Source organism: Pseudomonas koreensis, assembly GCF_024169245.1.
In the GTDB taxonomy this organism is placed as follows: Bacteria; Pseudomonadota; Gammaproteobacteria; order Pseudomonadales; family Pseudomonadaceae; genus Aquipseudomonas; species Aquipseudomonas koreensis_F.
The window spans coordinates 678,083-703,232 of record NZ_JALJWP010000001.1; the positions used below are offsets into that span (position 1 = coordinate 678,083).

Consider the following 25,150-nt stretch of genomic DNA (forward strand, 5'->3'; position numbering starts at 1 on the left):
AGGGGCCTTATGAGCTATGTGATCGACCGACGCCTCAATGGCAAGAACAAAAGTACGGTGAACCGTCAGCGTTTTCTGCGGCGTTACCGTGACCACATCAAGAAGGCTGTCGAAGAGGCAGTCAGCCGGCGTTCCATCACCGACATGGAGCACGGCGAACAGATCAGCATCCCCGGTCGCGACATTGACGAGCCGGTGCTTCACCATGGCCGCGGCGGCAAGCAGACAGTGGTGCATCCTGGCAACAAGGAATTCACGGCCGGTGAACACATCGCGCGCCCACCGGGAGGCGGAGGTGGCCGCGGTCCGGGCAAGGCGGGCAATTCCGGCGAAGGCATGGACGAGTTCGTCTTCCAGATTACCCAGGAAGAATTTCTCGAATTCATGTTCGAGGACCTCGAACTGCCGAACCTGGTCAAACGCAACCTGACCGGCACCGACACGTTCAAAACCGTACGCGCCGGGATCAGCAACGAAGGCAATCCGTCGCGGATCAATATCATCCGCACATTGCGTTCGGCCCACGCGCGCCGCATTGCCCTGTCTGGCAGCAGCCGCGCGAAATTGCGCGAGGCCAAGGAAGAGCTGGCACGGCTCAAGCGAGAAGAACCGGACAACTTCGGCGATATTCAGGAACTGGAAGCCGAAATAGAGAAACTCAGCGCACGAATCCACCGCGTGCCGTTTCTCGATACCTTCGACTTGAAATACAACCTGCTGGTCAAGCAACCGAACCCCAGCTCGAAAGCGGTGATGTTCTGCCTGATGGACGTTTCCGGTTCGATGACGCAGGCGACCAAGGACATCGCCAAGCGCTTTTTCATCCTGCTATATCTGTTCCTCAAACGTAACTACGACAAGATCGATGTGGTGTTCATCCGTCACCACACCAGTGCCCGGGAAGTGGACGAAGAGGAGTTTTTCTATTCACGGGAAACCGGCGGCACCATCGTTTCCAGCGCCTTGAAGCTCATGCAGGAAATCATGGCCGAGCGCTATCCAAGCAATGAGTGGAACATCTATGCCGCTCAAGCCTCCGACGGCGATAACTGGAACGACGACTCGCCGATCTGCCGCGACATCCTGATCAACCAGATCATGCCGTTTGTGCAGTACTACACTTACGTGGAGATCACTCCGCGTGAACATCAGGCCCTGTGGTACGAGTACGAACGCATTGCCGAAGCCTTCTCCGATACTTTTGCCCAACAGCAACTGGTCTCGGCCGGAGATATCTATCCGGTCTTCCGTGAACTCTTCCAGCGCAGGTTAGTGACATGACCGCCAAAGAGCAGAAGCGCCAACCCATTTCCACCGGCTCTGAATGGACATTCGAGCTGATCCAGACCTATGACCGCGAAATCGCCCGGATTGCGGCCCGCTATGCGCTGGACACCTATCCCAACCAGATCGAAGTGATCACCGCCGAGCAGATGATGGATGCTTATGCCTCAGTGGGCATGCCGCTGGGCTATCACCACTGGTCCTACGGCAAACACTTCCTCAGCACCGAGAAATCCTACAGCCGCGGGCAGATGGGCCTGGCCTACGAGATCGTGATCAACTCCGATCCGTGCATCGCCTATCTGATGGAAGAGAACACCATCTGCATGCAGGCGCTGGTGGTGGCTCATGCCTGCTATGGCCACAACAGTTTTTTCAAGGGCAACTACCTGTTTCGCACCTGGACCGATGCCAGTTCGATCATCGATTACCTGGTATTCGCCAAGCAGTACATCATGCAGTGCGAGGAACGCCACGGCATCGATGCCGTGGAAGACCTGCTCGACTCCTGCCACGCGCTGATGAATTACGGTGTCGACCGCTACAAGCGTCCGTATCCGATTTCCGCCGAGGAAGAGCGCCGGCGCCAAAAGGATCGCGAAGAGCACATGCAGAAGCAGATCAATGATCTGTGGCGCACCATCCCCAAGGGTGCGGACAAATACAGCGACAAGGACAACGCCCGCTTCCCGGCCGAGCCGCAGGAAAATATTCTGTACTTCATCGAAAAGCATGCACCTTTGCTGGAGCCGTGGCAGCGCGAGATCGTGCGCATCGTGCGCAAGATCGCCCAGTATTTCTATCCACAGCGCCAGACCCAGGTCATGAACGAAGGCTGGGCGACGTTCTGGCATTACACATTGATGAATGACCTGTATGACGAAGGTCTGGTCACTGACGGCTTCATGATGGAGTTCCTGACGTCGCATACCAGCGTGGTGTTCCAGCCCGGCTTCGACAGCCCGTATTACAGCGGCATCAATCCCTACGCGCTGGGGTTCGCCATGTACCGCGATATCCGCCGCATGTGTGAAGAGCCTACCGAGGAGGATCGCCGCTGGTTTCCCGACATCGCCGGTTCCGACTGGCTGTCGACCATCAAATTCGCCATGAGCAGTTTCAAGGACGAGAGCTTCATTCTGCAGTACCTGTCACCGAAAGTGATCCGCGATCTGAAGCTGTTCAGTATTCTCGATGACGATCTTAAGGACGACCTGCTGGTACCAGCCATTCATGACGAGGGCGGGTACCGTATCATTCGCGAGACCCTTGCGGCGCAGTACAACCTCGGCAATCGTGAGCCGAACGTGCAGATCTACAGCATTGATCGACGCGGTGATCGCTCGCTGACCCTGCGGCATCAGCAGCACGACCGCAAGCCATTGGGCGATTCCACCGATGAAGTGCTAAAGCACCTGCATCGGTTGTGGGGCTTTGATATTCATCTGGAAACCCTGCAAGGCGACCAGATCATGAAAACCCATCATGTGCCGCCGCGCAGCGAGCACAGCGAAGGTGATTACGGCCGGCTCGACCTGGCCGTGATTCATCTTTGATTCGGTTCTGCCTCCGCAAGCCTGACGCAAGGGTTATCCTGTCAGGCTAACGGAGGTTTTTTATGCAGGTTTACAAGGTTGGCGGCGCGGTACGTGATCGCCTGTTGGGATTGCCGGTCACTGATGTCGACCGGGTCGTGGTCGGCGCGACCACTGAAGAAATGCTCGCCAAGGGATTCCGCCCGGTTGGCGCAGATTTTCCGGTGTTTCTGCACCCGAAGACCGGCGAGGAATACGCCCTCGCCCGCACCGAGCGCAAAAGCGGGCGCGGCTACGGCGGCTTCACTTTCCATGCAAGTCCCGAAGTCACGCTGGAAGAAGACCTGATTCGCCGCGACCTGACCATCAATGCCATGGCCGAGGACGATCAGCTCAACCTGACCGACCCGTATCACGGGCAGCGCGATCTTGAAGCGCGTATTCTGCGCCACGTTTCCCCGGCGTTCGCCGAAGATCCTCTGCGTGTGCTGCGCGTTGCCCGTTTTGCTGCGCGCTATGCCGGACTGGGCTTCACGGTCGCGGACGAGACAATGGACCTGATGCATCAGCTCAGCGAGTCCGGCGAACTGCAGGCACTGACTGCCGAACGCAGCTGGAAGGAAATTTCTCGGGCGCTGATGGAAAACCACCCGCAGGTATTCATCCAGGTGTTGCGCGACTCTGGCGCACTCAAGGTGCTGATGCCGGAAGTGGACGCCCTGTTCGGCGTTCCACAGCCGCACACTCATCACCCGGAAATCGACACAGGCCTGCACACCTTGAGCGTGCTGGAGCAATCAGCCCTGCACAAGCAGCCGCTGACGGTGCGTTGGGCTTGCCTTCTGCACGACTTGGGCAAGGGCCTGACGCCGGAAGAGGAATGGCCCCGACACATTGCTCATGAGCACACAGGGCTGAAGCTGATCAAAGCGGTCAACGAACGCTTCAAAGCCCCCAGGGATTGTCAGGAACTGGCGCTGCTGGTCGGCCAGTATCACACTCATGGGCATCGGGCGCTGGAGTTGAAAGCTTCGACGTTGCTGGAGTTGCTGCAGAGTTTCGATGTCTATCGCCGGCCGCAGCGCTTCGAGGAATTTATCGCCGCGTGCGAAATGGACGCCCGTGGCCGCAAAGGCCTGGAGCAACGCAGTTATCCACAGGCGGATTATTTGCGCGGAGCGGCGAAAGCCGCGCGAGAAGTGGCGGTGCAGCCATTGCTGGAAAAGGGCTTCAAGGGCCCTCAGCTGGGCGAAGCGCTGAAGCGTGAGCGGCTCAACGCGTTGAAGACCTACAAAGACAACGCCTGAAGCAAGATCAAAAGATCGCAGCCTTCGGCGGCTCCTACAGAGGAATTAGCGTTTCCCTGTAGGAGCTGCCGAAGGCTGCGATCTTTTGCTTTAAAGATTCGACGGAGTCAATTGCTGCCCATTCCATTCGAACGCAACCGGCGCCAACACCTGATCAATCTGCGCCTCAGCCCACAACGTCGCAAAACTCTTGCCCACACCCGGATGCACCCGCTGCGGCGCGATCAACGACAGCGGCCATAACACGAAAGCGTTTTTCAGGATCTCCGCCCGCGGCAGAATCAATCCGTCGAAATTACCCTCCAGATCGCCATACAGCAGCACGTCGATATCCAGCGGCAGCCCCTTGCGATCCGGCGCATAGCGACCGTTATCCGCCTCGATGAATTTCAAACGGCGGTCCAGCTCCATCAATGGCAGATCGGTGTACGCCGAAACCACAAAATTGAAGAACGGCCCGCTCTTGATGCCCACCGGCTGGCTCTCGAACACCGCCGAACAACGGATATCCACCAGGAACGTGGCCAGTGCATCGAGACCGGCGCGCAAATGGGTTTCCCGCTCGATATTGCTACCGAGCCCGAGGTAGACCTGAGTCAGCGACATCCGCGCTCGATCTCCACACCCACACCGCCCTTGGCCGCTGGCACGGCGCCCGGCTTGATCAGTTTCAGCCGTACCCAAGTGATGTTGAATTCGGCCATGAGCACTTCAACCAGACGCTCGGCAAAGGTCTCGACCAGTTGGAACTGCGCCTGCTCGGCAAAAGCCTGTATGCGCGTGGAAACGCTGGCGTAATCGAGCGCCAGGGTCAGGTCGTCACCGGCGGCGGCCGGGCGATTGTCCCAGGCGAAGCTCAGATCAAGACGCAGGCACTGACGGATGCCGCGCTCCCAGTCGTAGGCACCGATCACGGTGTCGACTTCCAGGCCCTCGATAAACACTCTGTCCAAGCACTTCTCTCCGCTGCACGACAAGGGCGCGATGCGCCGTTAGAATCAGGGCGTCCTCGCCCGGAATAGTTAGCATGTTTTGGTTACTGGCGATTCTCGCCTACCTGCTCGGCTCGCTGTCCTTCGCCATTTTGCTCAGCCGCCTGACCGGAAACCCGGATCCGCGAATGAGTGGCTCGGGTAATGCCGGCGCCACCAACATGCTGCGCCTGGCCGGTCGCAAACTGGCGATCCTGACCCTGCTCGGTGATCTGTGCAAAGGCCTGCTGCCGGTGCTGATCGCATCGAGCGCGGGCCTTTCGCTGCAGGATCAGGCGTGGATTGGCGTGTGCGCCGTGATCGGTCACCTGTTCCCGCTGTACTTCCGCTTTCGTGGCGGCAAAGGCGTCGCCACTGCCGCCGGCATGTTGCTCGGCCTGTATCCACCCGCCGCGCTGCTGGCGGTGTGCGCCTGGCTGCTGACGTTCTACCTGACTCGCACCAGTTCGCTGGCAGCGCTGATCGCCACGCCGTTGACCCTGCCGCTGCTGGCCTGGCAGGAACCGGAGGCCTTGCTGCCAATGAGCGCACTGACCTTGCTGATTGTCTGGCGTCATCGCGGCAATCTACGCGACCTGTTTGCCGGGCGCGAACGGCATTTTTGAATGCCGCCCGTGAGCGTCAGTCATCACAACGCCGACAACTGCTCCATCGGCCACCGTGCCTGCACGGTGATGGCCAGACTTTCCTGCTGACCGGCCTTGAGGCGCTGGCAACCGGCAAACGCGATCATCGCGCCATTGTCAGTGCAGAACTCGGGACGCGCATAGAACACATCGCCCTTCATATCGCCGAGCATCTTTTCCAGGGAAATCCGCAACGCCTTGTTGGCGCTGACGCCGCCGGCAATCACCAGACGCTGCATGCCCGCCTGTTTCAGGGCGCGCTTGCACTTGATGGTCAAAGTCTCCACCACGGCCTGCTGGAACGCCAGCGCGATGTCGCAACGGGCTTGTTCGCCGTCGTCCCCGGCGCTGACGCATTGCTGCCAGGTGTTGAGGGCGAAGGTTTTCAGGCCGCTGAAGCTGAAATCCAGCCCCGGACGATCACACATCGGACGCGGAAAGGTGAAACGTCCTGCGACGCCCTTCTCGGCCAGCTTGGCGATTTCCGGCCCGCCGGGATAATTGAGGCCCATCATCTTCGCGGTTTTGTCGAACGCTTCGCCGGCTGCATCGTCGAGCGTCTCGCCGAGCAGACTGTATTGGCCAATGCCATCGACCTGAACCAACTGCGTATGACCGCCAGAGACCAACAAAGCGACGAACGGGAATTCCGGCGGTTTCGGCTCCAGCATCGGTGCCAGCAAGTGGCCTTCCATGTGGTGCACGCCGAGCGCTGGAATGCCCCAGGCAAACGCCAGTGCCTGCGCGCAGGACGCACCGACCAGCAGCGCGCCGACCAGGCCAGGACCTGCGGTGTAGGCAATCGCATCGATCTCGGTCGGCACACAGTCGGCCTCGGCCAACACCTGACGGATCAAGGGCAGCATGCGTTTGACGTGGTCACGCGAAGCGAGCTCCGGCACCACACCGCCATAGACGCGGTGCAGGTCGATCTGACTGAACAGCGCATCGGCCAGCAGGCCGCGTTCGCTGTCATACAATGCGACGCCGGTTTCGTCGCAGGAAGTTTCTAATCCCAGTACTAGCATGGGTTTGCGCCTTGTTTAGGCTGAATTCGAAGGCGCGCATAATAGTCGCCACGTGATGCCCCGACCAGCGGTTTTCGATCAGAGGCTTTGCATTCCGAGCGATGAGGGGTTAACATCCGCAACCCTTAAAAACCGACGTCTTCAAGTGCTCTTTTGCCGCGAGGATGTTGACCCCGGTAATGAATGAAGGTAGCTCTGGATGCCAGCCGTCAAAGTAAAAGAGAACGAACCCTTCGACGTAGCTCTGCGTCGTTTCAAGCGCTCCTGCGAAAAAGCCGGTGTACTGGCTGAAGTTCGTAGCCGCGAATTTTACGAGAAGCCAACTTCTGAGCGTAAGCGCAAGGCAGCAGCCGCTGTTAAGCGTCACGCCAAGAAAGTTCAGCGCGAACAGCGCCGCGCCGTTCGTCTGTACTAATACACAGACGTTCGTAGCAAGCTTCTTGCCTAAGCCCGGCCCTCAGCCGGGCTAATGGCATTTGCGTAAAACGCTTGATGCTTCACCGTCGACGCCGCCGATGCGACCGAGACAAATCTGCTTCACCGCGTCAGGCCTGGCTCTTTTGCCAGCGGTGCACGTCTTTTCTGACGAGCCTTTCAAGGCTACTGACGAGCACACCCACTGATTCCTCTTACGACGATCAGCCCAAGGCACCTGCATGCGTGCCCGCTTTATTGAGCTATCCGAGGCCGACAACCGGCCGTCAGCGGATTCAGCGCAACACTTTCAAATAGTCGAAGACTGATAGGTACTAACGTCAGTGGATTTTCGGCAGATACACTTCCCGACAGCGATCACGCAAACGACACCGGTCGAGCCGCACTTTTCGTGCGTTTCCAGCAATGGCCCGCGTCCGACAGCCTGTCGCAACGGACTTATTGCAGCGCAGACGACGAGAATGCCATGGCCGGGCTGATTCCCCAGAGCTTCATTGACGACCTGCTGAACCGCACCGACATCGTCGACGTGGTCAGCTCGCGCGTGCAATTGAAGAAGGCCGGCAAGAACTACACCGCCTGCTGCCCGTTCCATAAAGAGAAAACCCCGTCATTCAGCGTCAGCCCCGACAAGCAGTTCTATTACTGCTTCGGCTGTGGCGCCGGCGGCAATGCCCTCGGCTTTCTCATGGATCACGACAACCTGGATTTCCCCCAGGCCGTCGAAGATCTGGCCAAAGCCGCCGGCATGGAAATCCCTCGCGAAGAAAGCGGTCGCGAGCGCAAGCCGCGCCAGCCGACCGATTCACCGCTGTACCCGCTGCTCACCGCCGCCGCCGATTTCTATCGGCAGGCACTCAAGAGTCATCCATCGCGCAAGGCTGCGGTGGATTACCTCAAGGGTCGCGGCCTGACCGGCGAGATCGCCCGGGATTTCGGCCTCGGTTTTGCGCCACCGGGCTGGGACAATCTGCTCAAGCATCTGAGCAGCGACACCCTGCAACAGAAGGCCATGATCGAAGCCGGCCTGCTGATCGAGAACGCCGAAACCGGCAAACGCTATGATCGCTTCCGTGATCGCGTGATGTTCCCGATCCGCGACACCCGTGGACGCATCATCGCCTTCGGCGGTCGCGTACTGGGCGACGACAAGCCCAAGTACCTCAACTCACCGGAAACGCCGGTATTCCATAAAGGCCAGGAACTCTACGGCCTCTATGAAGCGCGCAAAAACAATCGCAACCTCGACGAAATCATCGTCGTCGAAGGCTATATGGACGTCATCGCCCTCGCCCAGCAAGGCTTGCGCAATGCCGTCGCCACGCTGGGTACCGCGACCAGTGAAGAACATTTGAAGCGCCTGTTCCGCGTTGTGCCGAACGTATTGTTCTGCTTCGACGGCGACCAGGCCGGCCGCAACGCCGCGTGGCGCGCACTGGAAGCGACCCTGCCGTGCCTGCAGGACGGTCGCCGCGCACGATTCCTGTTTCTGCCCGAAGGCGAAGACCCGGATACCCTGGTGCGCGCCGAAGGCACCGACGCTTTCAAGGCGCGCATCAATCAGCACGCGCAGCCGCTGGCCGATTATTTTTTCCAGCAACTGACAGAGGAATCCGACCCGCGCTCGCTCGAGGGCAAGGCGCACATGGCCACCCTCGCTGCGCCGCTGATCGACAAGGTGCCGGGCGCAAACCTGCGCATCCTGATGCGTCAGCGCCTGACCGAGATCACCGGTCTGAGCAGCGAGACCGTCAGCCAATTGGTCCAGAGTGCGCCGCAGGAAGCACCGCCCGCCTACGATCCGGGCATCGATTACGACGCCATGCCGGATTACAGCGACTACCATCAGCCGCAGGCACAGGACATGTATGTGCAGCAGCAGGAATGGACGCCGAAGAAACCCGGCGCCGGCGGCAAGAAGTGGGACAAGAAGCCGTGGGACAAGAACGGCAAGCGTGGCGGCGATCGTGAACAGCAGCGCCCGCGCACGCCGATTGGCGTTGAATCGCCAACCCTGACGGCACTCAGAACATTGCTCCATCATCCGCAACTGGCCAAGCGCGTCGAAGACGCCGGGCACATTGCCGACGAAAATCAGACCAACGCCCAGCTGCTTGTGGCGCTGCTCGAAGCCGTACAGAAGAATCCCAAGCTAAACTCATTTCAGCTGATCGCGCGATGGCACGGTACTGAACAGGGTCGTTTGCTCAAGGCACTGGCAGAAAAGGAATGGCTGATTGACGGAGATAACCTTGAACAACAGTTTTTCGACACCATTACTAGCTTGTCAGCCCGCCAACGCGAGCGAAATCTCGAACAGTTACTCAGGAAAGCGCGGCAAAGCGAACTGAGCGTCGAAGAGAAAAATCAACTGCGCGACCTTTTAAGTCGCAATGTTTCCGCATCAAACCCGACCTCAACTGGCGCGTGAGGTCATAGCTCAGGTATAATCCTCGGCTTGTTTTTTGCCCGCCAAGACCTTCAGTGGATAGGGTGTTATGTCCGGAAAAGCGCAACAGCAGTCTCGTATTATTGAGTTGATCAAACTGGGTCGTGAGCAGAAGTATCTGACTTACGCCGAGGTCAACGACCACCTGCCCGAGGATATTTCAGATCCGGAGCAGGTGGAAGACATCATCCGCATGATTAACGACATGGGGATCCCCGTACACGAGAGTGCTCCGGATGCGGACGCCCTTATGTTGGCCGACGCCGATACCGACGAGGCCGCTGCGGAAGAAGCAGCCGCTGCGTTGGCGGCGGTGGAGACCGATATCGGTCGCACCACTGACCCGGTGCGCATGTACATGCGTGAAATGGGTACGGTCGAGCTTCTGACCCGTGAAGGCGAAATCGAAATCGCCAAGCGGATCGAAGAAGGCATTCGTGAAGTGATGAGCGCAATTGCGCACTTCCCTGGCACGGTTGACCACATTCTCTCCGAGTACACCCGCGTCACCACCGAAGGTGGTCGCCTGTCCGACGTCCTCAGCGGTTATATCGACCCGGACGACGGTATTGCGCCACCTGCGGCAGAAGTGCCGCCGCCGGTTGACCCGAAAGCCGTCAAGGCCGACGACGATACCGACGACGATGATGCCGACTCTTCCGATGACGAAGAAGAAGCTGAAAGCGGTCCGGACCCGGTCATTGCTGCGCAGCGCTTTGGTGCTGTGGCCGACCAGATGGAAATCACCCGCAAGGCCCTGAAAAAGCACGGTCGTCACAACAAGGCAGCGGTGGCCGAGTTGCTGGCCCTGGCCGAGCTGTTCATGCCGATCAAACTGGTGCCGAAGCAATTCGAAGCCCTGGTCGAGCGTGTGCGCAGTGCCCTGGATCGTCTGCGTCAGCAAGAGCGCGCGATCATGCAGCTGTGCGTACGTGATGCACGTATGCCACGCGCCGATTTCCTGCGTCAGTTCCCGGGCAACGAAGTCGACGAAAGCTGGTCCGACGCCCTGGCCAAAGGCAAGAGCAAGTACGCCGAAGCCATCGGTCGCGTGCAGCCGGACATCATCCGTTGCCAGCAGAAGCTGATCGCGCTGGAAACCGAGACCGGCCTGACCATCGCGGAAATCAAGGACATCAACCGTCGCATGTCGATCGGTGAGGCCAAGGCCCGCCGCGCGAAGAAAGAGATGGTTGAAGCCAACCTGCGTCTGGTGATCTCGATCGCCAAGAAGTACACCAACCGCGGCCTGCAATTCCTCGATCTGATCCAGGAAGGCAACATCGGTCTGATGAAAGCGGTGGACAAGTTCGAATACCGTCGTGGTTACAAGTTCTCGACTTATGCCACCTGGTGGATCCGTCAGGCGATCACTCGCTCGATCGCCGACCAGGCCCGCACCATCCGTATTCCGGTGCACATGATCGAGACGATCAACAAGCTCAACCGTATTTCCCGGCAGATGCTGCAGGAGATGGGTCGCGAACCGACCCCGGAAGAGCTGGGCGAACGCATGGAAATGCCTGAGGACAAGATCCGCAAGGTACTGAAGATCGCCAAAGAGCCGATCTCCATGGAAACCCCGATCGGTGATGACGAAGACTCCCATCTGGGCGACTTCATCGAAGACTCGACCATGCAGTCGCCAATCGATGTCGCCACGGTGGAAAGTCTGAAGGAAGCGACTCGCGAAGTACTGTCCGGCCTCACTGCCCGTGAAGCCAAGGTATTGCGCATGCGCTTCGGCATCGACATGAACACCGACCATACGCTCGAAGAAGTCGGCAAACAGTTTGACGTAACGCGTGAGCGGATACGTCAGATCGAAGCCAAGGCGCTGCGCAAGCTGCGCCACCCGACGCGAAGCGAGCATCTGCGCTCCTTCCTCGACGAGTGATACCAGAACCCCCGGCCCAGGCCGGGGGTTTTGTTTTATGGCAGATTAAATTCCCCGCCCCGCCCTCCCCGCCGCATACCCCGTCTACACTCGAAACAACCACCCCCGAGCCTTGACGAGAGCGTTATGCCCAGACTGGCGCCGGTGCTTTTTCTGCTGTCATTGATGATCTGCACCGCCACGGCTGACGCGCTGACTCTGACCGATGAAGAACGCAGCTGGCTGGCGGCTCACCCTGACTTGCGCCTGGGTGTCGATGCGTCGTGGCCGCCCTTCGAATTTCGCGACGACCAGAACCGTTATCAGGGTCTGGCTGCCGACTATATCGACGTGATCCGTCAACGTCTGGCGATCAAGCTGACGCCCATCGAACCGGTGAGCTGGACGGTGGTGCTGGAGCAGGTCAAGAAGGGCAAGATCGATTTGCTACCGGGGATCATGTCTACGCCGGAACGCCAGAACTATCTGTCATTCACCCGGCCGTACCTCGACTTTCCGATCGTCATCCTCGCCCATGTCGGCGGCGCCCAGCCGCGCAAACTCGATGACCTGTACGGGCTGAAAATCGCCGTGGTGGACAACTACGCCCCCCACGAACTACTACGCACTCACCACCCCGACCTGAATCTGGTCGCCATGCCCAACGTCAGTTCGGCGCTGCAAGCCCTGGCGACTGATGAAGTGGACGCGGTGGTCGGTGACCTGGCTTCCAGCGTCTGGAGCCTGCGCCAGCTCAAACTCGACGGCCTCTACGTCAGTGGCGAAACCCCGTACCGCTATCAACTGGCGATGGCCGTGCCCCGCGACAACAAGGTACTGGTGGGGATTCTCGACAAGGTCCTCGCCGACATGACGCCGGCGGAAATCAGCAGCATCCAGGAGCATTGGGTCGGCAATGTGCTCGACCATCGCTCGTTCTGGTCAGACCTGCTGGTGTATGGCCTGCCCGGTCTGTTACTGCTGATCACCGTCCTCGCCGTGGTGATTCGCATCAACCGCCGCCTGAGTTCGGAAATCACTCGGCGTATCGATCTCGAACAGGAATTGCGCAGCAGCGAATATCACTATCGCGGCCTGGTGGAAAGCCTGTCGGCCATTGCCTGGGAAGCGCGGATGAGCGACTTCACCTACAGCTATGTTTCGCCTCACGCTGAAGACTTGCTCGGCTATCCACAGTCCCATTGGCTGATTCCGGGCTTCTGGCACAACATCATTCACCCCGCCGACCTGACCCGCACGCAGAACTATTGCAAGGAAGCGCTGCGACAGGGCCGCGATCACATCGTTGACTATCGCGTCATCACCGCCGACGGCCGCTGCCTGTGGGTGCGCGACATTGTCAGTCTGATCGAGCATGGCCACGAACCGGTGATGCGCGGGTTGATGATCGACATCAGCGAAATCAAGCGCACCGAAGAAGCACTGCGCCTGTCGGAGCAGAAGTTCGCCTCGGTGTTCGAGCAATGTCCCGACATTCTGGTGATCGCGCGCTCGTCCGACGGCTGCTTGCTGGAGGTCAACGAAGCTTTCGAAGAGCAGATCGGCCTGCGGGCCGAGGACGTGATCGGCCAAACCGCCACCCACCTCAATATCTGGGGCATTCCCGGCGTCGGCCCGGGCCTGTTGCAGCGCTTGCAGGCCGGCAGCATTCGTAATCTGGAGATGCCCTTTCGCCGCAACAACGGCCAGGTATTCACCGGGCTGATTTCCGCCGAACCCTTCGACTTGGACACCACCCCGGCGCTGGTGGTCGTGGTGCGCGACATCAGCCAGCTCAAGGAAACCCAACAGCAACTGCAGACCTCAGAAGAGAAGTTTGCCAAAGCCTTTCATGCGTCGCCGGACGGTCTTCTGCTGTCGCGCCAGAGCGACGGCCTGTTGCTGGAGGTCAACGAAGGCTTCAGCCGCATCACCGGTTTCAACAGCGCGATGTCGGTGGATCGCTCGACTCTGGATCTGGGCATCTGGGTCAACCTCAACGAACGCAAACAGATGCTCGACCTGCTGCAACGCGACGGTTTTGTCCGCGACTTCACCTGTCACATCCGTCGCAGCGACGGACAGATCCGCCTGTGCGAGGTCTCCAGTCGCCCGCTGCCGATCGGCGACGAGGACTGCATGCTGACCATCGCCCGAGACATCACCGAACGCCATCTCATGCAGGAAAAACTGCAACAGGCCGCGACCGTTTTCGAGAGCACCGCCGAAGGTGTATTGATCACTGACACCCAGCAACACATCAGCGCGGTCAATCGCGCTTTCACTGAAATCACCGGCTACAGCGAAAGCGAAGCGCTGGGCCACACACCACGGCTGCTGGCGTCAGGGCTGCACGACAGCGCTTTCTACGCGGCGATGTGGCATCAGTTGACCGACGAAGGTCACTGGCAGGGCGAGATTTCCAACCGGCGCAAGAACGGCGAGTTGTACCCGAGCTGGCTGACCATCAGCGCCGTGCGCAATCGCGATAAGTTCATCACCCACTTTGTCGCGGTGTTTGCCGATATTTCCAGCCTCAAACATGCACAGGCCAAGCTTGATTACCAAGCTCACCACGACCCGCTCACCGGCCTGCCCAATCGCACACTGTTCGAAAGCCGACTGCATACGGCCCTGACCAGCCAGCAGGAAAATGGCGGCCAAGGCGCGGTGCTGTTTCTCGATCTCGACCGCTTCAAGCACATCAACGACAGTCTCGGTCACCCGGTCGGCGACCTATTGCTCAAGGGCATCGCCGTTCGTTTGAAGGAACAGTTACGAGATATCGACACCGTCGCGCGATTGGGCGGTGACGAATTCATCATCCTGCTGCCGGGCTTGCAGCAAGCCAGCGACGCCGACAACATCGCGACGAAACTGCTCAACTGCTTCGGCGCGCCGTTCCAGGCCGGCGAACACGAGTTCTTTATCAGCGCCAGCATCGGCACCAGCCTCTATCCACGCGACGGGTGCGACGTGGCCACGCTGGTGAAAAACGCCGACGCGGCGATGTACCGATCTAAAGCCAAAGGACGCAACCGCGTTGAAAGCTACACCCGTGACCTCACCGCCCAGGCCAGCGAACGCATAGCACTGGAACACGAATTGCGCCGCGCCATCGAGCGCAACGAACTCTTTCTCTACTACCAACCGAAAATCAGCCTTGTCGACCACAGTCTGGTGGGCGCTGAAGCATTGATCCGCTGGCGCCATCCGACCTTTGGCGAAGTGCCGCCAGAGCACTTCATTCCGCTAGCTGAAGAGAATGGCATGATCCTGCAAATCGGCGACTGGGTTCTCGAGACCGCCTGCAGGCAGATGTTCGAGTGGAATCAGATCCACGAACCGCTCGGTCCGCTCTCGGTTAATCTTGCCGGCGCGCAACTGCGCCAACCGAACCTGCTCGCGCGCATCGAGCAACTGCTCAAGGACAACCGCCTCAGGCCGGATTTACTGCAACTGGAAATTACCGAGAATTTCATCATGAGTCAGGCCGAAGAGGCGCTGGCGGTGCTGCACCAGCTCAAACACCTCGGCGTACAGCTGGCGATCGACGACTTCGGCACCGGCTACTCCTCGCTCAGCTATCTCAAACGCCTGCCGTTGGACATTCTCAAGATCGATCAGTCTTTCGTCCGCGGACTGCCCGACGATCCCCACGACGCGGCGATCGTGCGCGCCATCATCGCGCTCGGCCGCAGCATGCAATTCACGGTGATCGCCGAAGGCGTGGAAACCCAGGCGCAACAACAATTCCTCACCGCTGAGGGCTGTGAACAGATCCAGGGCTACATCGTCAGCCTGCCACTGCCACCGGACGAATTCGCCGCGACGTTTCTGCATGTGACCGTATCGGATTTTTCGGATAGCACAGCCGCGAAACCGTCGCTATAATCCGCGGCCTACTGAGGGCCTATAGCTCAGTTGGTTAGAGCAGAGGACTCATAATCCTTTGGTCCACGGTTCGAGTCCGTGTGGGCCCACCAACTCCAAAGCCGCGCATTGCGCGGCTTTCGCGTTTCTGGCGGAACCATCGCGGATACAGTCCTATGGTCCAAAGGTACAAATTAGGTACAGTGCGGCTTCGCTTGCACGCCTTTGGAGTCCTTCAGATGGCCACAATCGTCAAAACCCCTGCCGGCACCTGGAAGGCCGTCATCCGCAAAACCGGATGGCCGACCAACGCCAAAACCTTCCGCACCAAACGCGACGCCGAAGATTGGTCACGACGCCGAAGACGAAATGGTGCGCGGCGTGTACATCCAGCGCAGCGGATCCGAGCGACTTACGCTCGAAAAGGCGCTCCAGCGCTATCTCCGTGAAGTGAGCCCTACCAAGAAGCCGACTACACAGCGAGCAGAGGCCACCAAGGCGCAGCAGTTGATACAGCATCTGGGCAAGTATTCCCTCGCGGCGTTATCGTCTGAGGTGATCGCTAACTATCGCGACACCCGCCTGGGCTCACTCACCAACCGCGGCAATCCCACGAGTAACAATACCGTGCGGCTGGAGCTGGCTTTGCTAAGCCATCTGTTCACGGTTGCGATTCAAGAGTGGGGGCTTGGATTGACCTTTAACCCGGTGCTCAATATTCGTAAGCCGAGCCCAGGCGAAGGTCGAAATAGACGCCTCATGGCTGATGAGGAAAAACGCCTATTGGCAGCAGTGAACAAGCACAGCAACCCCATGCTGGGGTGGATTGTCCAGATTGCCTTGGCAACGGGCATGCGCGCTTCTGAGATCGCGAGCCTACGTCGCTCACAGATTGATATCCAAAAACGGATAGTGCGGCTCTCAGACACGAAAAACGATAGCGCTCGTACCGTCCCTCTGAGCAAATTAGCTACCGAGGTATTTCGTACCGCCCTGGCGAACCCGGTTCGCTTGCGGGAAGGGGGGAGGGATGGGAAAGCAATACTATCCGCACCAGCCACATTTACAACAGTAGAATGGTGCCCTTGTGATACTAAAGATTTAACGGTGCTACCCATCAAGTAAATATCGCTAGCGATCAACGCTTTAAACTATCAAACACAAACACGTATTAAATGCTCAGCCGCCTCGGTAAACTTTACTTTAAATAGCTCAATTTGCTCTAGCTGATTATCAGCCCACTTCCGACGATCTCGCAATGTAACCACTTGCTCATGATTATCTAGATCAGCCAGCGGAACGTGCAACCACAGACTGTTTTGAATTAGAACGTTTGCATCTTCAATATCACCAATTCTGTAGTTAGTTGGAAGACCATTAGCAACAGGCTGATATGTTTTTATTCCATCCTTAAGAACAACTACCAAATCTCGATCCACTGCGGCAACTATATGCTCATGCATAGTTTCATCAGCTTGCAACATTTCTTTTTCACCAAGCTCAGCACCAGCTAAAATTTCAGCACTTGTTCGTCTTTTACGTGCCGTATCAAAGCCGTTAAATATCCAGCCTGCAAAAACAGGCTGGCCTAAATCGTCAAATGTATTGAGGTGCGCGTTAGTCGTTTTGAAGCGTTGCAACCCCATATTCCAGTCAGCCACAAACGCTGGCACCATCTGCCCTATCAGCCCCACACAATAAACACTAAAGTTATCAGATGTACACGGAACAATGTAGTAGTCTGATGAGTAAAATGCGGCTCTAACTAGAGCACCAAATGATGGCGGCAAATCAACTATAACGTAATCATAGTTTGCACCATTAATCTTCTCGGCCGCAGCAATTATCCGCTTTAAAACGACATACCTCGAAAGCCCACTCCCCATCAGCAGGTCGTTACCAACATTTAAAGAGTCAGCATAGATATTGAGCCAAAAGTCCCCAGCAACAAGATCTACGTTTTCATTCGTGAACTCACCCTTATGCAAAAATAACTCTTCACCACCAGTATTTTGAAGAAAATGCTGAAGAAAAGAACGTATCGTAGATCCGTATGGTGATGTCTTGGTGCCCAATGTTTCCGCAAACCTTTCCTCACCCAACATAGCGATGGAAAGATTACATTGCGGATCAAAATCAACTAGAAGAACTTTTTTACCAAGTTCCCCCAAGGCATGTCCCAAATTCCAACAAATGGTAGACTTTCCTACCCCACCTTTGTTGTTGAATATTGATATTTGCTTTGCCATATTATTCCCTTATTAGCATTTAGAAAATCGTTAATCTGTTTGAGTTATTAATGTACTTACCCCAAGCCAGAGCCTTTCCAAGCGCATGATGGCAAGACGACAGTAGTATGCAGAAAACAATCTGCGATTACTACGCAGCCACTCCGCGCTCCGCTGGGGCAACCCCTTCGGGTGCATCCCGTGTCCGAACTTGCCGGACCGGCCGCGAGGCAGGCACGGCGGGCGGAGCCCTTGACCTCCCCTAGCGATAGGCTGAGCGCTTCCTGTGGAGTCTAGGGTACGGCTACGCCCGTCATCCTCACCCGTTCGGTGCTCGCCTTCGGCTCCGCTCCGCATGCGGCCTCCGGTACCGCTCTTGACACCACATCCAGCAAAAACCTTGGTACTTTCACACATGCGAGCTTTCGCGCTCTTACGGGGCCAGCCAAGATCGCGCACATCTGACACTGCCTCAAACCGCTATCCCTTAAATGATCAGGAATTCTTAAAAATCATCAGGAACCTATGACTTCAGGCGACCAAGAAACCGCGCAACATCAAAGCAACATTGAGATTTCAGCCGGAGTTGACCACCCCAAGGTATCCCAACTCTCGGAGGCTGAGCGGAATAAGCGAAGGGAGGCCGTCGCCTTTGCCAATGCCTCAGCAAACCTGTCTGCATTTGAAATCACAGACGGTATGAAGCGCCTCGGCGAGCGTTACATCAGCGGTGAGACTAATCTGGAGGAATCTGTAGCCACCTCTCGGAAAGAAAACGCCTAGTGAGTGACTTCCACATATGCCCAGACTTTCATTGCAGGAGCGCACATCGGACCGGAAAAGCTTGTTCATGAACGGTGCTACAAGGGATAGTGCTGTTTACCGTGTACGCATACCGGCTGACCTGAAATCAGAATGGGAAGCGCACTGCGAGAAAAAAGGCAGCTCCAGCACGGCATGATCCGAGCGCTAATACGCTACGTCATCCTAGATGGAATGCCCCCAGACGTTCAGGATTGGATATCAGGACAAATCGCAGGAGAACCTGACGAAGGTCCGAAACAACGGCTTGAGGTTCGACTTACACCAAGTGAGCACCATGAGGTCGTGGCACGTTCAGAAGCCGAGGGCTGTTCAGCTCAACGCTGGGTAATAAATTGCGTACGAGCTAGTTTGACCAATCAGCCCCAATTCACCATGGAGGCCACTAAGGCGCTTTGGGATTCGTCGGACAGCTTCGAGCCATTGGGAGAAACCTGAATCAAATAGCCAAAAAACTGAATGATGGCAGCGGCCAGGGACTTTCTACGAGGGGAATAAAGCAGCTTTCCGATTATATCCACAGCCACACCGAAGTTGTTTCTGAGCTCCAAGACGCTAGCTTGAGCCGATGGAAAATTACCTAAGGGAGTAAGGGAAAATCTTTTGAAACCCCGTAGCGGTGAGGCGGAGAAAACCTAAGGTGGTCTCAGAGAGACGGTGACCACAAACCTTCATAGGAGCGTTTATGAAACTACTCAACGTTTATGATGAGCGAGAGGAAGCGGAGGTAGCAGCTGAAAAGCTTTCCGGCAGCAAGCGTCTAGCGAGTGAGCGTGACTCAACTACTGTCATCTATAACCTTTTCGGGCTACCCAGTTGGGGAAATTTCCATCGATTGGGAATGTATGACCTCGACGAACTGAAAATCCTGCTCAGCCGCCGCGCCGCCTGGGAAAGTGAGGACCGTGCCAAGCATGCGCGGATCATAGCTGCTCTGCAGTTGGCATCCAAAAATTATACCCTTGAGATACCCAAGCATTGGCTCTAGATGATCGCGACAGCAGAAACTGAGCGATTTGCGTGTACCACTGATAAACGGAATGCAGAGCCCGTCGACCTCCCACGTAGCATGTAATACGATCCCATCTGTCAGGGGGCCCTGAACGAGGATTCCCCAAGCGTGCATCCGGGACGGCCGGCAGAACATGTTCCTTGGCTGCGGCGCTGCTAGAGGGCAGCACTAATTACTTTAGGAAAGCTGTTACCTGGGCCTGGTAAAAAACTGAAAGCTCAGCGCCGGACACACGTTTTTTGAGTACTATGTTGAAAATGGGCAGGCATTTTGCCTCCACAGCATCAGGACAACGCAAGGAAGCCGCTATTCATGATTTCATTTCCGATTTGCGAGCAGCTCGACATCATGGGGTACGGGCTTTACCCCGGCGAGTCTGGCAATCATGAGTTAAAGATTGATTTCCGACCTGGCCTCACGTTAATTTTGGGTGCAAACGGTCTCGGGAAAACGACCTTAATTACATTACTCTTTCGCATGTTAACTGGCCCTGCCGACCTGAGACTTAGAGGCGGTGAAGCTATGGGGACTTCATCACTTGACGCCATAGATATAGCCTCTGAAAAGCGTCGCGAATTTGCCCAAAGGGTAAGAGATGGCGCTGACTCAGCAAGTGCGACACTAACTTTTAGTCTTGGCTCGTCCACCATAAAAGTCACCCGCGCCCTCCGAAACCTTCAGATCCAAGCTCTTTCAATAGATGGCGCCGAATTAACATCTGATGAGAGCACTTACATTTCTGAAGTGTGCTTGAGGGCTGGCGTCTATGCTTTCGGTGACTTTCTGCTGTTACTTCGCCAACTGATCTTTTACTTTGAGGATCGACGCTCGCTGGTGTGGGATACTATCGCTCAACGCCAGATACTAAGAACTCTTTTTTTAGTTCCAGAAGAAGCCAAGCAATGGTCTCTGCTGGAAAGAATCGCATTAAAACTGGACAGTGAACTACGAAACATCCAAGCCGTAATGACGCGAGAGGAACGAAGGACTGACAACACTGTTAAGCGCCTAGTCAACGTCTCAGAAATTCGAATACAGCTGGAGACCGCTGAAAAAATTATTCGAAATGACGTTTTAAGGCAAGAATTTCTAGGATTGCGGGCTGCGGAATTAGACTCAGTTCTTACAGGTCATCGGCTCAGCAAACTAAGAGCCGAACAGACAGCCGACGGCGCAAAACGCAATGTAGAAAGAGCACAACTATCTGTAATAGAGCGAGCATTTCCGTCTATCGATGAAAGCATGCGCTATATTTTCGCTCAGCTTGTAAGCGATGGTATATGCCGCGCTTGTGGTCAGAAATCACACTCCGCCGTAGACAGAATGTACAAAAATCTCGAAAACAGGCTGTGTGCAATCTGCGATCATCCTCTACCCGACGGTAATGTTGTCTCAGCGGCTGAACTCTCTACCAAACGCATCGAAGTTGCTCGAGATGAAGCTAGAAACGCTTATCAGCACCTTCTATCTGTAGAACGCGTATACAAAGAAACTAATGCGGAGTATTCAGGGGTTCAACTAGAACTAGCCGAGCTCAGTAACCGTATAGATCAACAATATCAAAAAATAAGATCTTTGACTAAGCAGCTCCCACCCGAGGAAGCGTCAATTCGAGAAGCTCAGAATAGCGTCGAATCTCTGCGATCTCGGGTAGAGGCACTCCGCGCGCAGTTAGCGGAAGCACAAACCAACTTCTCCGAGTTCGTAGGCATCCGAACTCGCAGAATGCATAACATTGCAGAAGAGCTAAAATCCGCCTTTAGCAAATACGCGGAAGGTTTTTTACTCGAAAAAATATCTCTCAGCTGGTCTCCAGTACAACAGAAAGTTGGTCAGTTTCGTGACAATCCGTTCATCGAGTTTCCAGCATTTGGTTTAGATATTACCGGAAGTGACTTTCCGGAACCTGTAAGGCGGGATGGCCCCGAGCAAGTAAGCGAAAGCCAACGAGAATTTATCGATTTAGCATTTAGAATGGCACTGATTGAGGTGTCAGCGGCTAACAGCGATGGAACACTTGTAATTGATGCACCAGAATCGTCACTAGATGCCGTTTTTGTTAAAAGGGCAGCAGAAGTACTAGGTCGATTCGCAACTGCTGGTAGTAATAACAGGTTGGTAGTGACATCCAATATTCTCTCAGGCGACTTACTCCCAGAATTAATTAGAGCCTCTAGTGACGACAATCATACGGCGTACATCGTGGACCTATTTGAACTTGGAGTGCCCACTGCCGCCATTAAGGAGCTTCACGAAGAATATGCCCACTTCAGAAGCAGCCTTTACCAGCAGATAGAGCTGCGAAAGATTACTGGAGTTGCAGATCAATGACTATGGTTGATATACCTGATCAACCGGAGGATCGGAATCTCGATTTGCTGCGTCAAATACGAATTCTACTTCTTCTGGACGGCGCTGCCGATGCCGGGCTTGAACCGGTACCACTCCCAATTCTTCACTCATTGGCTTACCTCAGCAACGCACTCGCCCCTGTCTGGAATCTGCAAGCGTTTGATGGAAAAGTACTAAAACGTCGCGGGAGTCCGTTCTATCCAATACTTCAATGGGATGTGGACCACCTAGTTGGAAGGGGAATAATAAAAGTAAATGATGTCAGATATTCACAATACGATGGACAGTGGCGAATAGATGCTAGTTACACACTAAATGAATTAGTAGCACCAAAAATATTATTAGCTATCAATGACACTGGATATGAACCCGGCCTAAAGGAGTTCTGCTCAGAACTCGCCCAAGCAGTGGCTTCATTACCTTATGACCTGTTGACCGCGATCCTCGGTGAAGATGCCTCTTATGGAGATCCAACTATTGAGGTATCCAACGTTGTAAATTTTGGAGAAGGACGCTCCGTGAACTTCACAGCAAATTCAGCGGAAGCATTTCGCCCAGACTTAGCGCTTACACCGAGCGAACGAGTCCACATGTATGTCCAGCATTTGCAAGACAGGGCCGAACGCCATGCTAGTTAACCAAAATCCTCTAGGCCCTTGGGAGTCAGATCGTTCCGAGCTTGAGCGGGCCACAGCAGATGGCACCGGGCTTTACGCTGCTATAGACCCTAATTTAGAGTTCAGATCCTCTACCATGAAGCTTGTGTCGTCTGAATTAAATGCAGCAAATAACTCCTTTAAAAGCCCTGTTTATTTTGTCCTTTCGGAAAAAGAAATCTTCCAAAAGGTTAGGCCTAGCAGCGAAAGGGTTGTGCCGCTTAAGCGCGCTAGCCGCTCAAAAAAGCTTGATGGCAATCTTTGGTTCGTTCCAAGATCGTTGGCAATGGGCTTTGCCGTAGACGTGCGCGACAAACCTGCACCAGAGGTGTTCGATATAATCGAAAGTTATGACGCGGGAGAGTTATTTACGGTAATGTTCGACCCCGCATCCGCAGGACAGTTTTACATCTATCCTGATGGAGTATCCAACCCTTCATCATCTGAAGTGATAGATTTAATTTCGCCTAACTCGTTAAGCGTAGATGACATCATTGCAGCACTTGATGGATTGTACACGCTAATACGATCGCCGGATCAAATGAAAGCTTTACCACTTTGGCTTGCGCCTTCAAAGTGGCATCCGATAGAAAAAGCTGAAGACGCGGTTCAAAATGAGGTAACGAGGGCACTCGCAGGACGGCTAGCCCCGTTTGTAGATGTTAGATCAGAACAGCCTTCTACTATTGGCCGGACCGACATAGAACTTATACAAACATTTGGATTAAAGAACGGCGAATTGATACGCCATGCATTAATAGAGTTAAAAGTATTAAGAAGTTATGGATCAACCGGGAAAAGCGTATCCCCGAAAATTATAACCCGCCACATAAGCCAGGGCGTGCGGCAGGCAGCACTTTACGCGACAACTGCAAGAATCAAGATGCTATGCTGCTACGACATGCGAACCACTGATCACGGTGACCAAGCATGTTTCGCTCCATTCCTTACGGCAGCCCACGATCGAGAGGTCTTTCTAAAAAGGTACTACCTTTACAACTCGTCGCAGGCATTAAGAGAAGCACTGGATGAACAGAATGTAGCGATGGGAGCTACTGCTTTGCCAGGATAACCAGGGTTTCTGCCAGCTGTTGCTTTCCTCCTTGCTGAGCAGAAGCTCGCATCGAACGAAACGGCTCTCTATCCTTGAAACTCAGCCCCCAACTGGGGGCTAATTCAATTAAGATTTGGTCTACATCAATCGAAATACCCGCATACTGGCTATTTCCGACTACCATCCATATTTCTCCTCCGCGCTTCAACGCTTTAGAACATCCAGTCAAAACGGTGCTCATGTCTGAGAAATATGCACCTACCATTTCCGGAATCCATGGACTCCAGAGCAAACTTCTTTTCTCCTTTAGAAGTGCCATAGTATTATTTAAGGTTTGAGAGCCCGGCGGTGCTTCGGAGTATTCCCTAGATACCTGAACATGAGATGACAACGTTGATTTTCGAAGCACTCTATTATCATAGAAATTAGTCAAATAGCCCAACATCCATAACTCGACATTATACACATCGGTATAATCAAACGAATTGGGATAGGGTGGCGAAAAAACCACTAAATCAACATTTTGGATACTGGACACTGCCAGTCTAGAGTCCGCATTGATTACCTGAGCGAGTCCATTACGACGATTTGAATGAGCATCAATTTCTTCGATTGCCCTAGACGCGCTTTTTGAAAACATATCCAACACAGAAGAAGCTAAAACTGTCTTATTTTGCCAGCCTCTTCTATAGCGACGGCCTTTACCATTGACATATACGTTACTCACTGCAACGAGTATTCCACCTAAAAGAACTCGAAATAAGCGCTGATGTGATTCATCAGCAAGCCTCTCAATTGCAGTTAATAATCCAGCCAAAACGGTAGCTATTTCAATGCTGAATATATAACGCCCTTTTACACCTGGCTCTATAAATGTGGGCGGACACACAGAAAATCTATCTAGCGACACTTTGTTGCGCATTACACTTCGAACAATTACACCCAGATCATGGGTAAGCATTCCACTATCATATTGATGCGTTTTTGCCTTAATTACGTCAGCCAAAAAAGGATTTATTTCGATCGAAGTCGAGTGAACTCCTAAAAATTGCGCTGCGAGAGCACTAGTTCCTGATCCACCGAATGTATCCAACATATGCCGAACGGGAATAGCCGACTCCTTCACTGCTCGCTCAATCAATTCCGGCGCGTATGCTTCTTTAAATCGATGCCATGTCTGGAAAGGCAAAAGCTTTGCTCCAGCGTTCGTACCCAACGTGGGGAGCTGACGGTTTTGGGTCCAATCCTTAAACTGAACCTCCGCCGTCTTGCGCTCACTCAAGCAGTTTTGCCAGTCCATTCCTTCACCTTTTTCAATCCAGCGACATCACAGTCAGCGGATGCTGTTAAATTTTGGCAGTATATCATCCTTGCCTCAGGGAGCCTCGATAGCATTCTTTCAGTGCCACCTCCACCCAGGCCGAGCGCTCATACGGCTTCAAGAATTGGCAGGTAAAAGATAGGGCCTTTAGTGCAAATCCTGTGAGATTCATGCCCGGCACATCAGTACAATCAAGGTACAGTACCCAGCTTGAGCAACCTTCTCAAAATTACGCTCAACACCAGTAACGACGGGGCCTCCAGCTATGCCAACCTACGTTCACCTACGAACGACTTCTCT

At 55.1% G+C, this 25,150-nt stretch carries 19 protein-coding genes, 1 tRNA gene and 1 pseudogene; 16 read left to right on the forward strand and 5 right to left on the reverse strand.

Annotation, left to right across the window (positions count from 1 at the left end):
* The first annotated feature begins 9 nt into the window (after window positions 1–9).
* From J2Y90_RS03215 to J2Y90_RS03225, 3 genes are all read left to right on the forward strand, one after another.
* Window positions 10–1,281 (forward strand): YeaH/YhbH family protein, encoded by a 1,272-nt coding sequence (locus tag J2Y90_RS03215; protein WP_039757709.1) that lies wholly within the window; start codon window positions 10–12, stop codon window positions 1,279–1,281.
* Window positions 1,278–2,840 (forward strand): SpoVR family protein, encoded by a 1,563-nt coding sequence (locus J2Y90_RS03220; RefSeq protein ID WP_253496400.1) that lies wholly within the window; start codon window positions 1,278–1,280, stop codon window positions 2,838–2,840. The genes J2Y90_RS03215 and J2Y90_RS03220 overlap by 4 nt, the downstream gene beginning before the upstream one ends.
* Before the next feature lie 62 nt (window positions 2,841–2,902).
* Window positions 2,903–4,126 (forward strand): multifunctional CCA addition/repair protein, encoded by a 1,224-nt coding sequence (locus J2Y90_RS03225; RefSeq protein ID WP_253496404.1) that lies wholly within the window; start codon window positions 2,903–2,905, stop codon window positions 4,124–4,126.
* Window positions 4,127–4,216: 90 nt separating this feature from the next.
* Here the strand turns inward: J2Y90_RS03225 and folK are convergent, their stop codons facing one another.
* Both folK and folB read right to left on the reverse strand, forming a co-directional pair.
* Complete coding sequence (gene folK, locus J2Y90_RS03230) at window positions 4,217–4,732, reverse strand: 2-amino-4-hydroxy-6-hydroxymethyldihydropteridine diphosphokinase (RefSeq protein WP_253496407.1); 516 nt, start codon at window positions 4,730–4,732, stop codon at window positions 4,217–4,219.
* Window positions 4,723–5,079, reverse strand: coding sequence for a dihydroneopterin aldolase (folB, locus tag J2Y90_RS03235; RefSeq protein WP_253496410.1), 357 nt, complete (start codon window positions 5,077–5,079; stop codon window positions 4,723–4,725). The genes folK and folB overlap by 10 nt, the downstream gene beginning before the upstream one ends.
* A 74-nt stretch (window positions 5,080–5,153) precedes the next feature.
* Here folB and plsY point away from each other — a divergent pair, with 74 nt between their 5' ends.
* Entirely contained in the window at window positions 5,154–5,723 is a 570-nt protein-coding gene (gene plsY, locus J2Y90_RS03240; protein ID WP_024014548.1) for a glycerol-3-phosphate 1-O-acyltransferase PlsY, read from the forward strand.
* A 23-nt stretch (window positions 5,724–5,746) separates the two neighbouring features.
* Here plsY and tsaD read toward each other — a convergent pair whose 3' ends face one another.
* Window positions 5,747–6,772 (reverse strand): tRNA (adenosine(37)-N6)-threonylcarbamoyltransferase complex transferase subunit TsaD, encoded by a 1,026-nt coding sequence (tsaD, locus tag J2Y90_RS03245; RefSeq protein ID WP_253496412.1) that lies wholly within the window; start codon window positions 6,770–6,772, stop codon window positions 5,747–5,749.
* A 199-nt stretch (window positions 6,773–6,971) separates the two neighbouring features.
* On the opposite strand from tsaD, the gene rpsU reads away from it, so the two are divergent.
* The 6 genes and pseudogenes from rpsU to J2Y90_RS03275 all read left to right on the forward strand — a co-directional run.
* Window positions 6,972–7,187, forward strand: a complete 216-nt coding sequence (gene rpsU, locus J2Y90_RS03250; RefSeq protein WP_002551877.1) for a 30S ribosomal protein S21 — start codon at window positions 6,972–6,974, stop codon at window positions 7,185–7,187.
* 486 nt (window positions 7,188–7,673) lie between these two features.
* Window positions 7,674–9,638, forward strand: coding sequence for a DNA primase (gene dnaG / locus J2Y90_RS03255; RefSeq protein WP_253505037.1), 1,965 nt, complete (start codon window positions 7,674–7,676; stop codon window positions 9,636–9,638).
* Window positions 9,639–9,705: 67 nt separating this feature from the next.
* On the forward strand, window positions 9,706–11,553 hold the full coding sequence (rpoD, locus tag J2Y90_RS03260) for an RNA polymerase sigma factor RpoD (RefSeq protein WP_253496415.1): 1,848 nt from the start codon (window positions 9,706–9,708) through the stop codon (window positions 11,551–11,553).
* A gap of 126 nt (window positions 11,554–11,679) precedes the next feature.
* Complete coding sequence (locus J2Y90_RS03265; protein WP_253496418.1) at window positions 11,680–15,426, forward strand: bifunctional diguanylate cyclase/phosphodiesterase; 3,747 nt, start codon at window positions 11,680–11,682, stop codon at window positions 15,424–15,426.
* Between the two features lie 15 nt (window positions 15,427–15,441).
* A tRNA-Ile gene (locus J2Y90_RS03270) sits at window positions 15,442–15,518 on the forward strand.
* Between the two features lie 126 nt (window positions 15,519–15,644).
* Window positions 15,645–16,473 (forward strand): annotated as a pseudogene (locus J2Y90_RS03275) (tyrosine-type recombinase/integrase); the annotation flags it as partial.
* Between the two features lie 86 nt (window positions 16,474–16,559).
* Here the strand turns inward: J2Y90_RS03275 and J2Y90_RS03280 are convergent.
* Entirely contained in the window at window positions 16,560–17,654 is a 1,095-nt protein-coding gene (locus J2Y90_RS03280) for a ParA family protein (RefSeq protein WP_253496422.1), read from the reverse strand.
* 504 nt (window positions 17,655–18,158) lie between these two features.
* Here J2Y90_RS03280 and J2Y90_RS03285 point away from each other — a divergent pair.
* The 6 genes from J2Y90_RS03285 (at window position 18,159) to J2Y90_RS03305 (ending at window position 23,547) form a co-directional block, all read left to right on the forward strand.
* Complete coding sequence (locus tag J2Y90_RS03285; protein ID WP_253496425.1) at window positions 18,159–18,416, forward strand: antitoxin VbhA family protein; 258 nt, start codon at window positions 18,159–18,161, stop codon at window positions 18,414–18,416.
* A gap of 434 nt (window positions 18,417–18,850) precedes the next feature.
* On the forward strand, window positions 18,851–19,039 hold the full coding sequence (gene mobC, locus J2Y90_RS26585) for a plasmid mobilization relaxosome protein MobC (RefSeq protein WP_367399433.1): 189 nt from the start codon (window positions 18,851–18,853) through the stop codon (window positions 19,037–19,039).
* A gap of 101 nt (window positions 19,040–19,140) precedes the next feature.
* Window positions 19,141–19,443 (forward strand): hypothetical protein, encoded by a 303-nt coding sequence (locus J2Y90_RS03290; RefSeq protein ID WP_253496428.1) that lies wholly within the window; start codon window positions 19,141–19,143, stop codon window positions 19,441–19,443.
* A 336-nt stretch (window positions 19,444–19,779) separates the two neighbouring features.
* Entirely contained in the window at window positions 19,780–21,798 is a 2,019-nt protein-coding gene (locus J2Y90_RS03295) for an AAA family ATPase (protein WP_253496432.1), read from the forward strand.
* Window positions 21,795–22,457, forward strand: coding sequence for a hypothetical protein (locus tag J2Y90_RS03300; RefSeq protein ID WP_253496435.1), 663 nt, complete (start codon window positions 21,795–21,797; stop codon window positions 22,455–22,457). Before J2Y90_RS03295 ends, J2Y90_RS03300 begins: the two co-directional genes overlap by 4 nt.
* A complete protein-coding gene (locus tag J2Y90_RS03305; protein WP_253496438.1) occupies window positions 22,414–23,547 on the forward strand; it encodes a hypothetical protein in 1,134 nt (377 codons plus the stop codon). The genes J2Y90_RS03300 and J2Y90_RS03305 overlap by 44 nt, the downstream gene beginning before the upstream one ends.
* Here J2Y90_RS03305 and J2Y90_RS03310 read toward each other — a convergent pair.
* Complete coding sequence (locus J2Y90_RS03310; protein WP_253496441.1) at window positions 23,528–24,829, reverse strand: site-specific DNA-methyltransferase; 1,302 nt, start codon at window positions 24,827–24,829, stop codon at window positions 23,528–23,530. The genes J2Y90_RS03305 and J2Y90_RS03310 overlap by 20 nt on opposite strands.
* Window positions 24,830–25,150 lie beyond the last annotated feature (321 nt).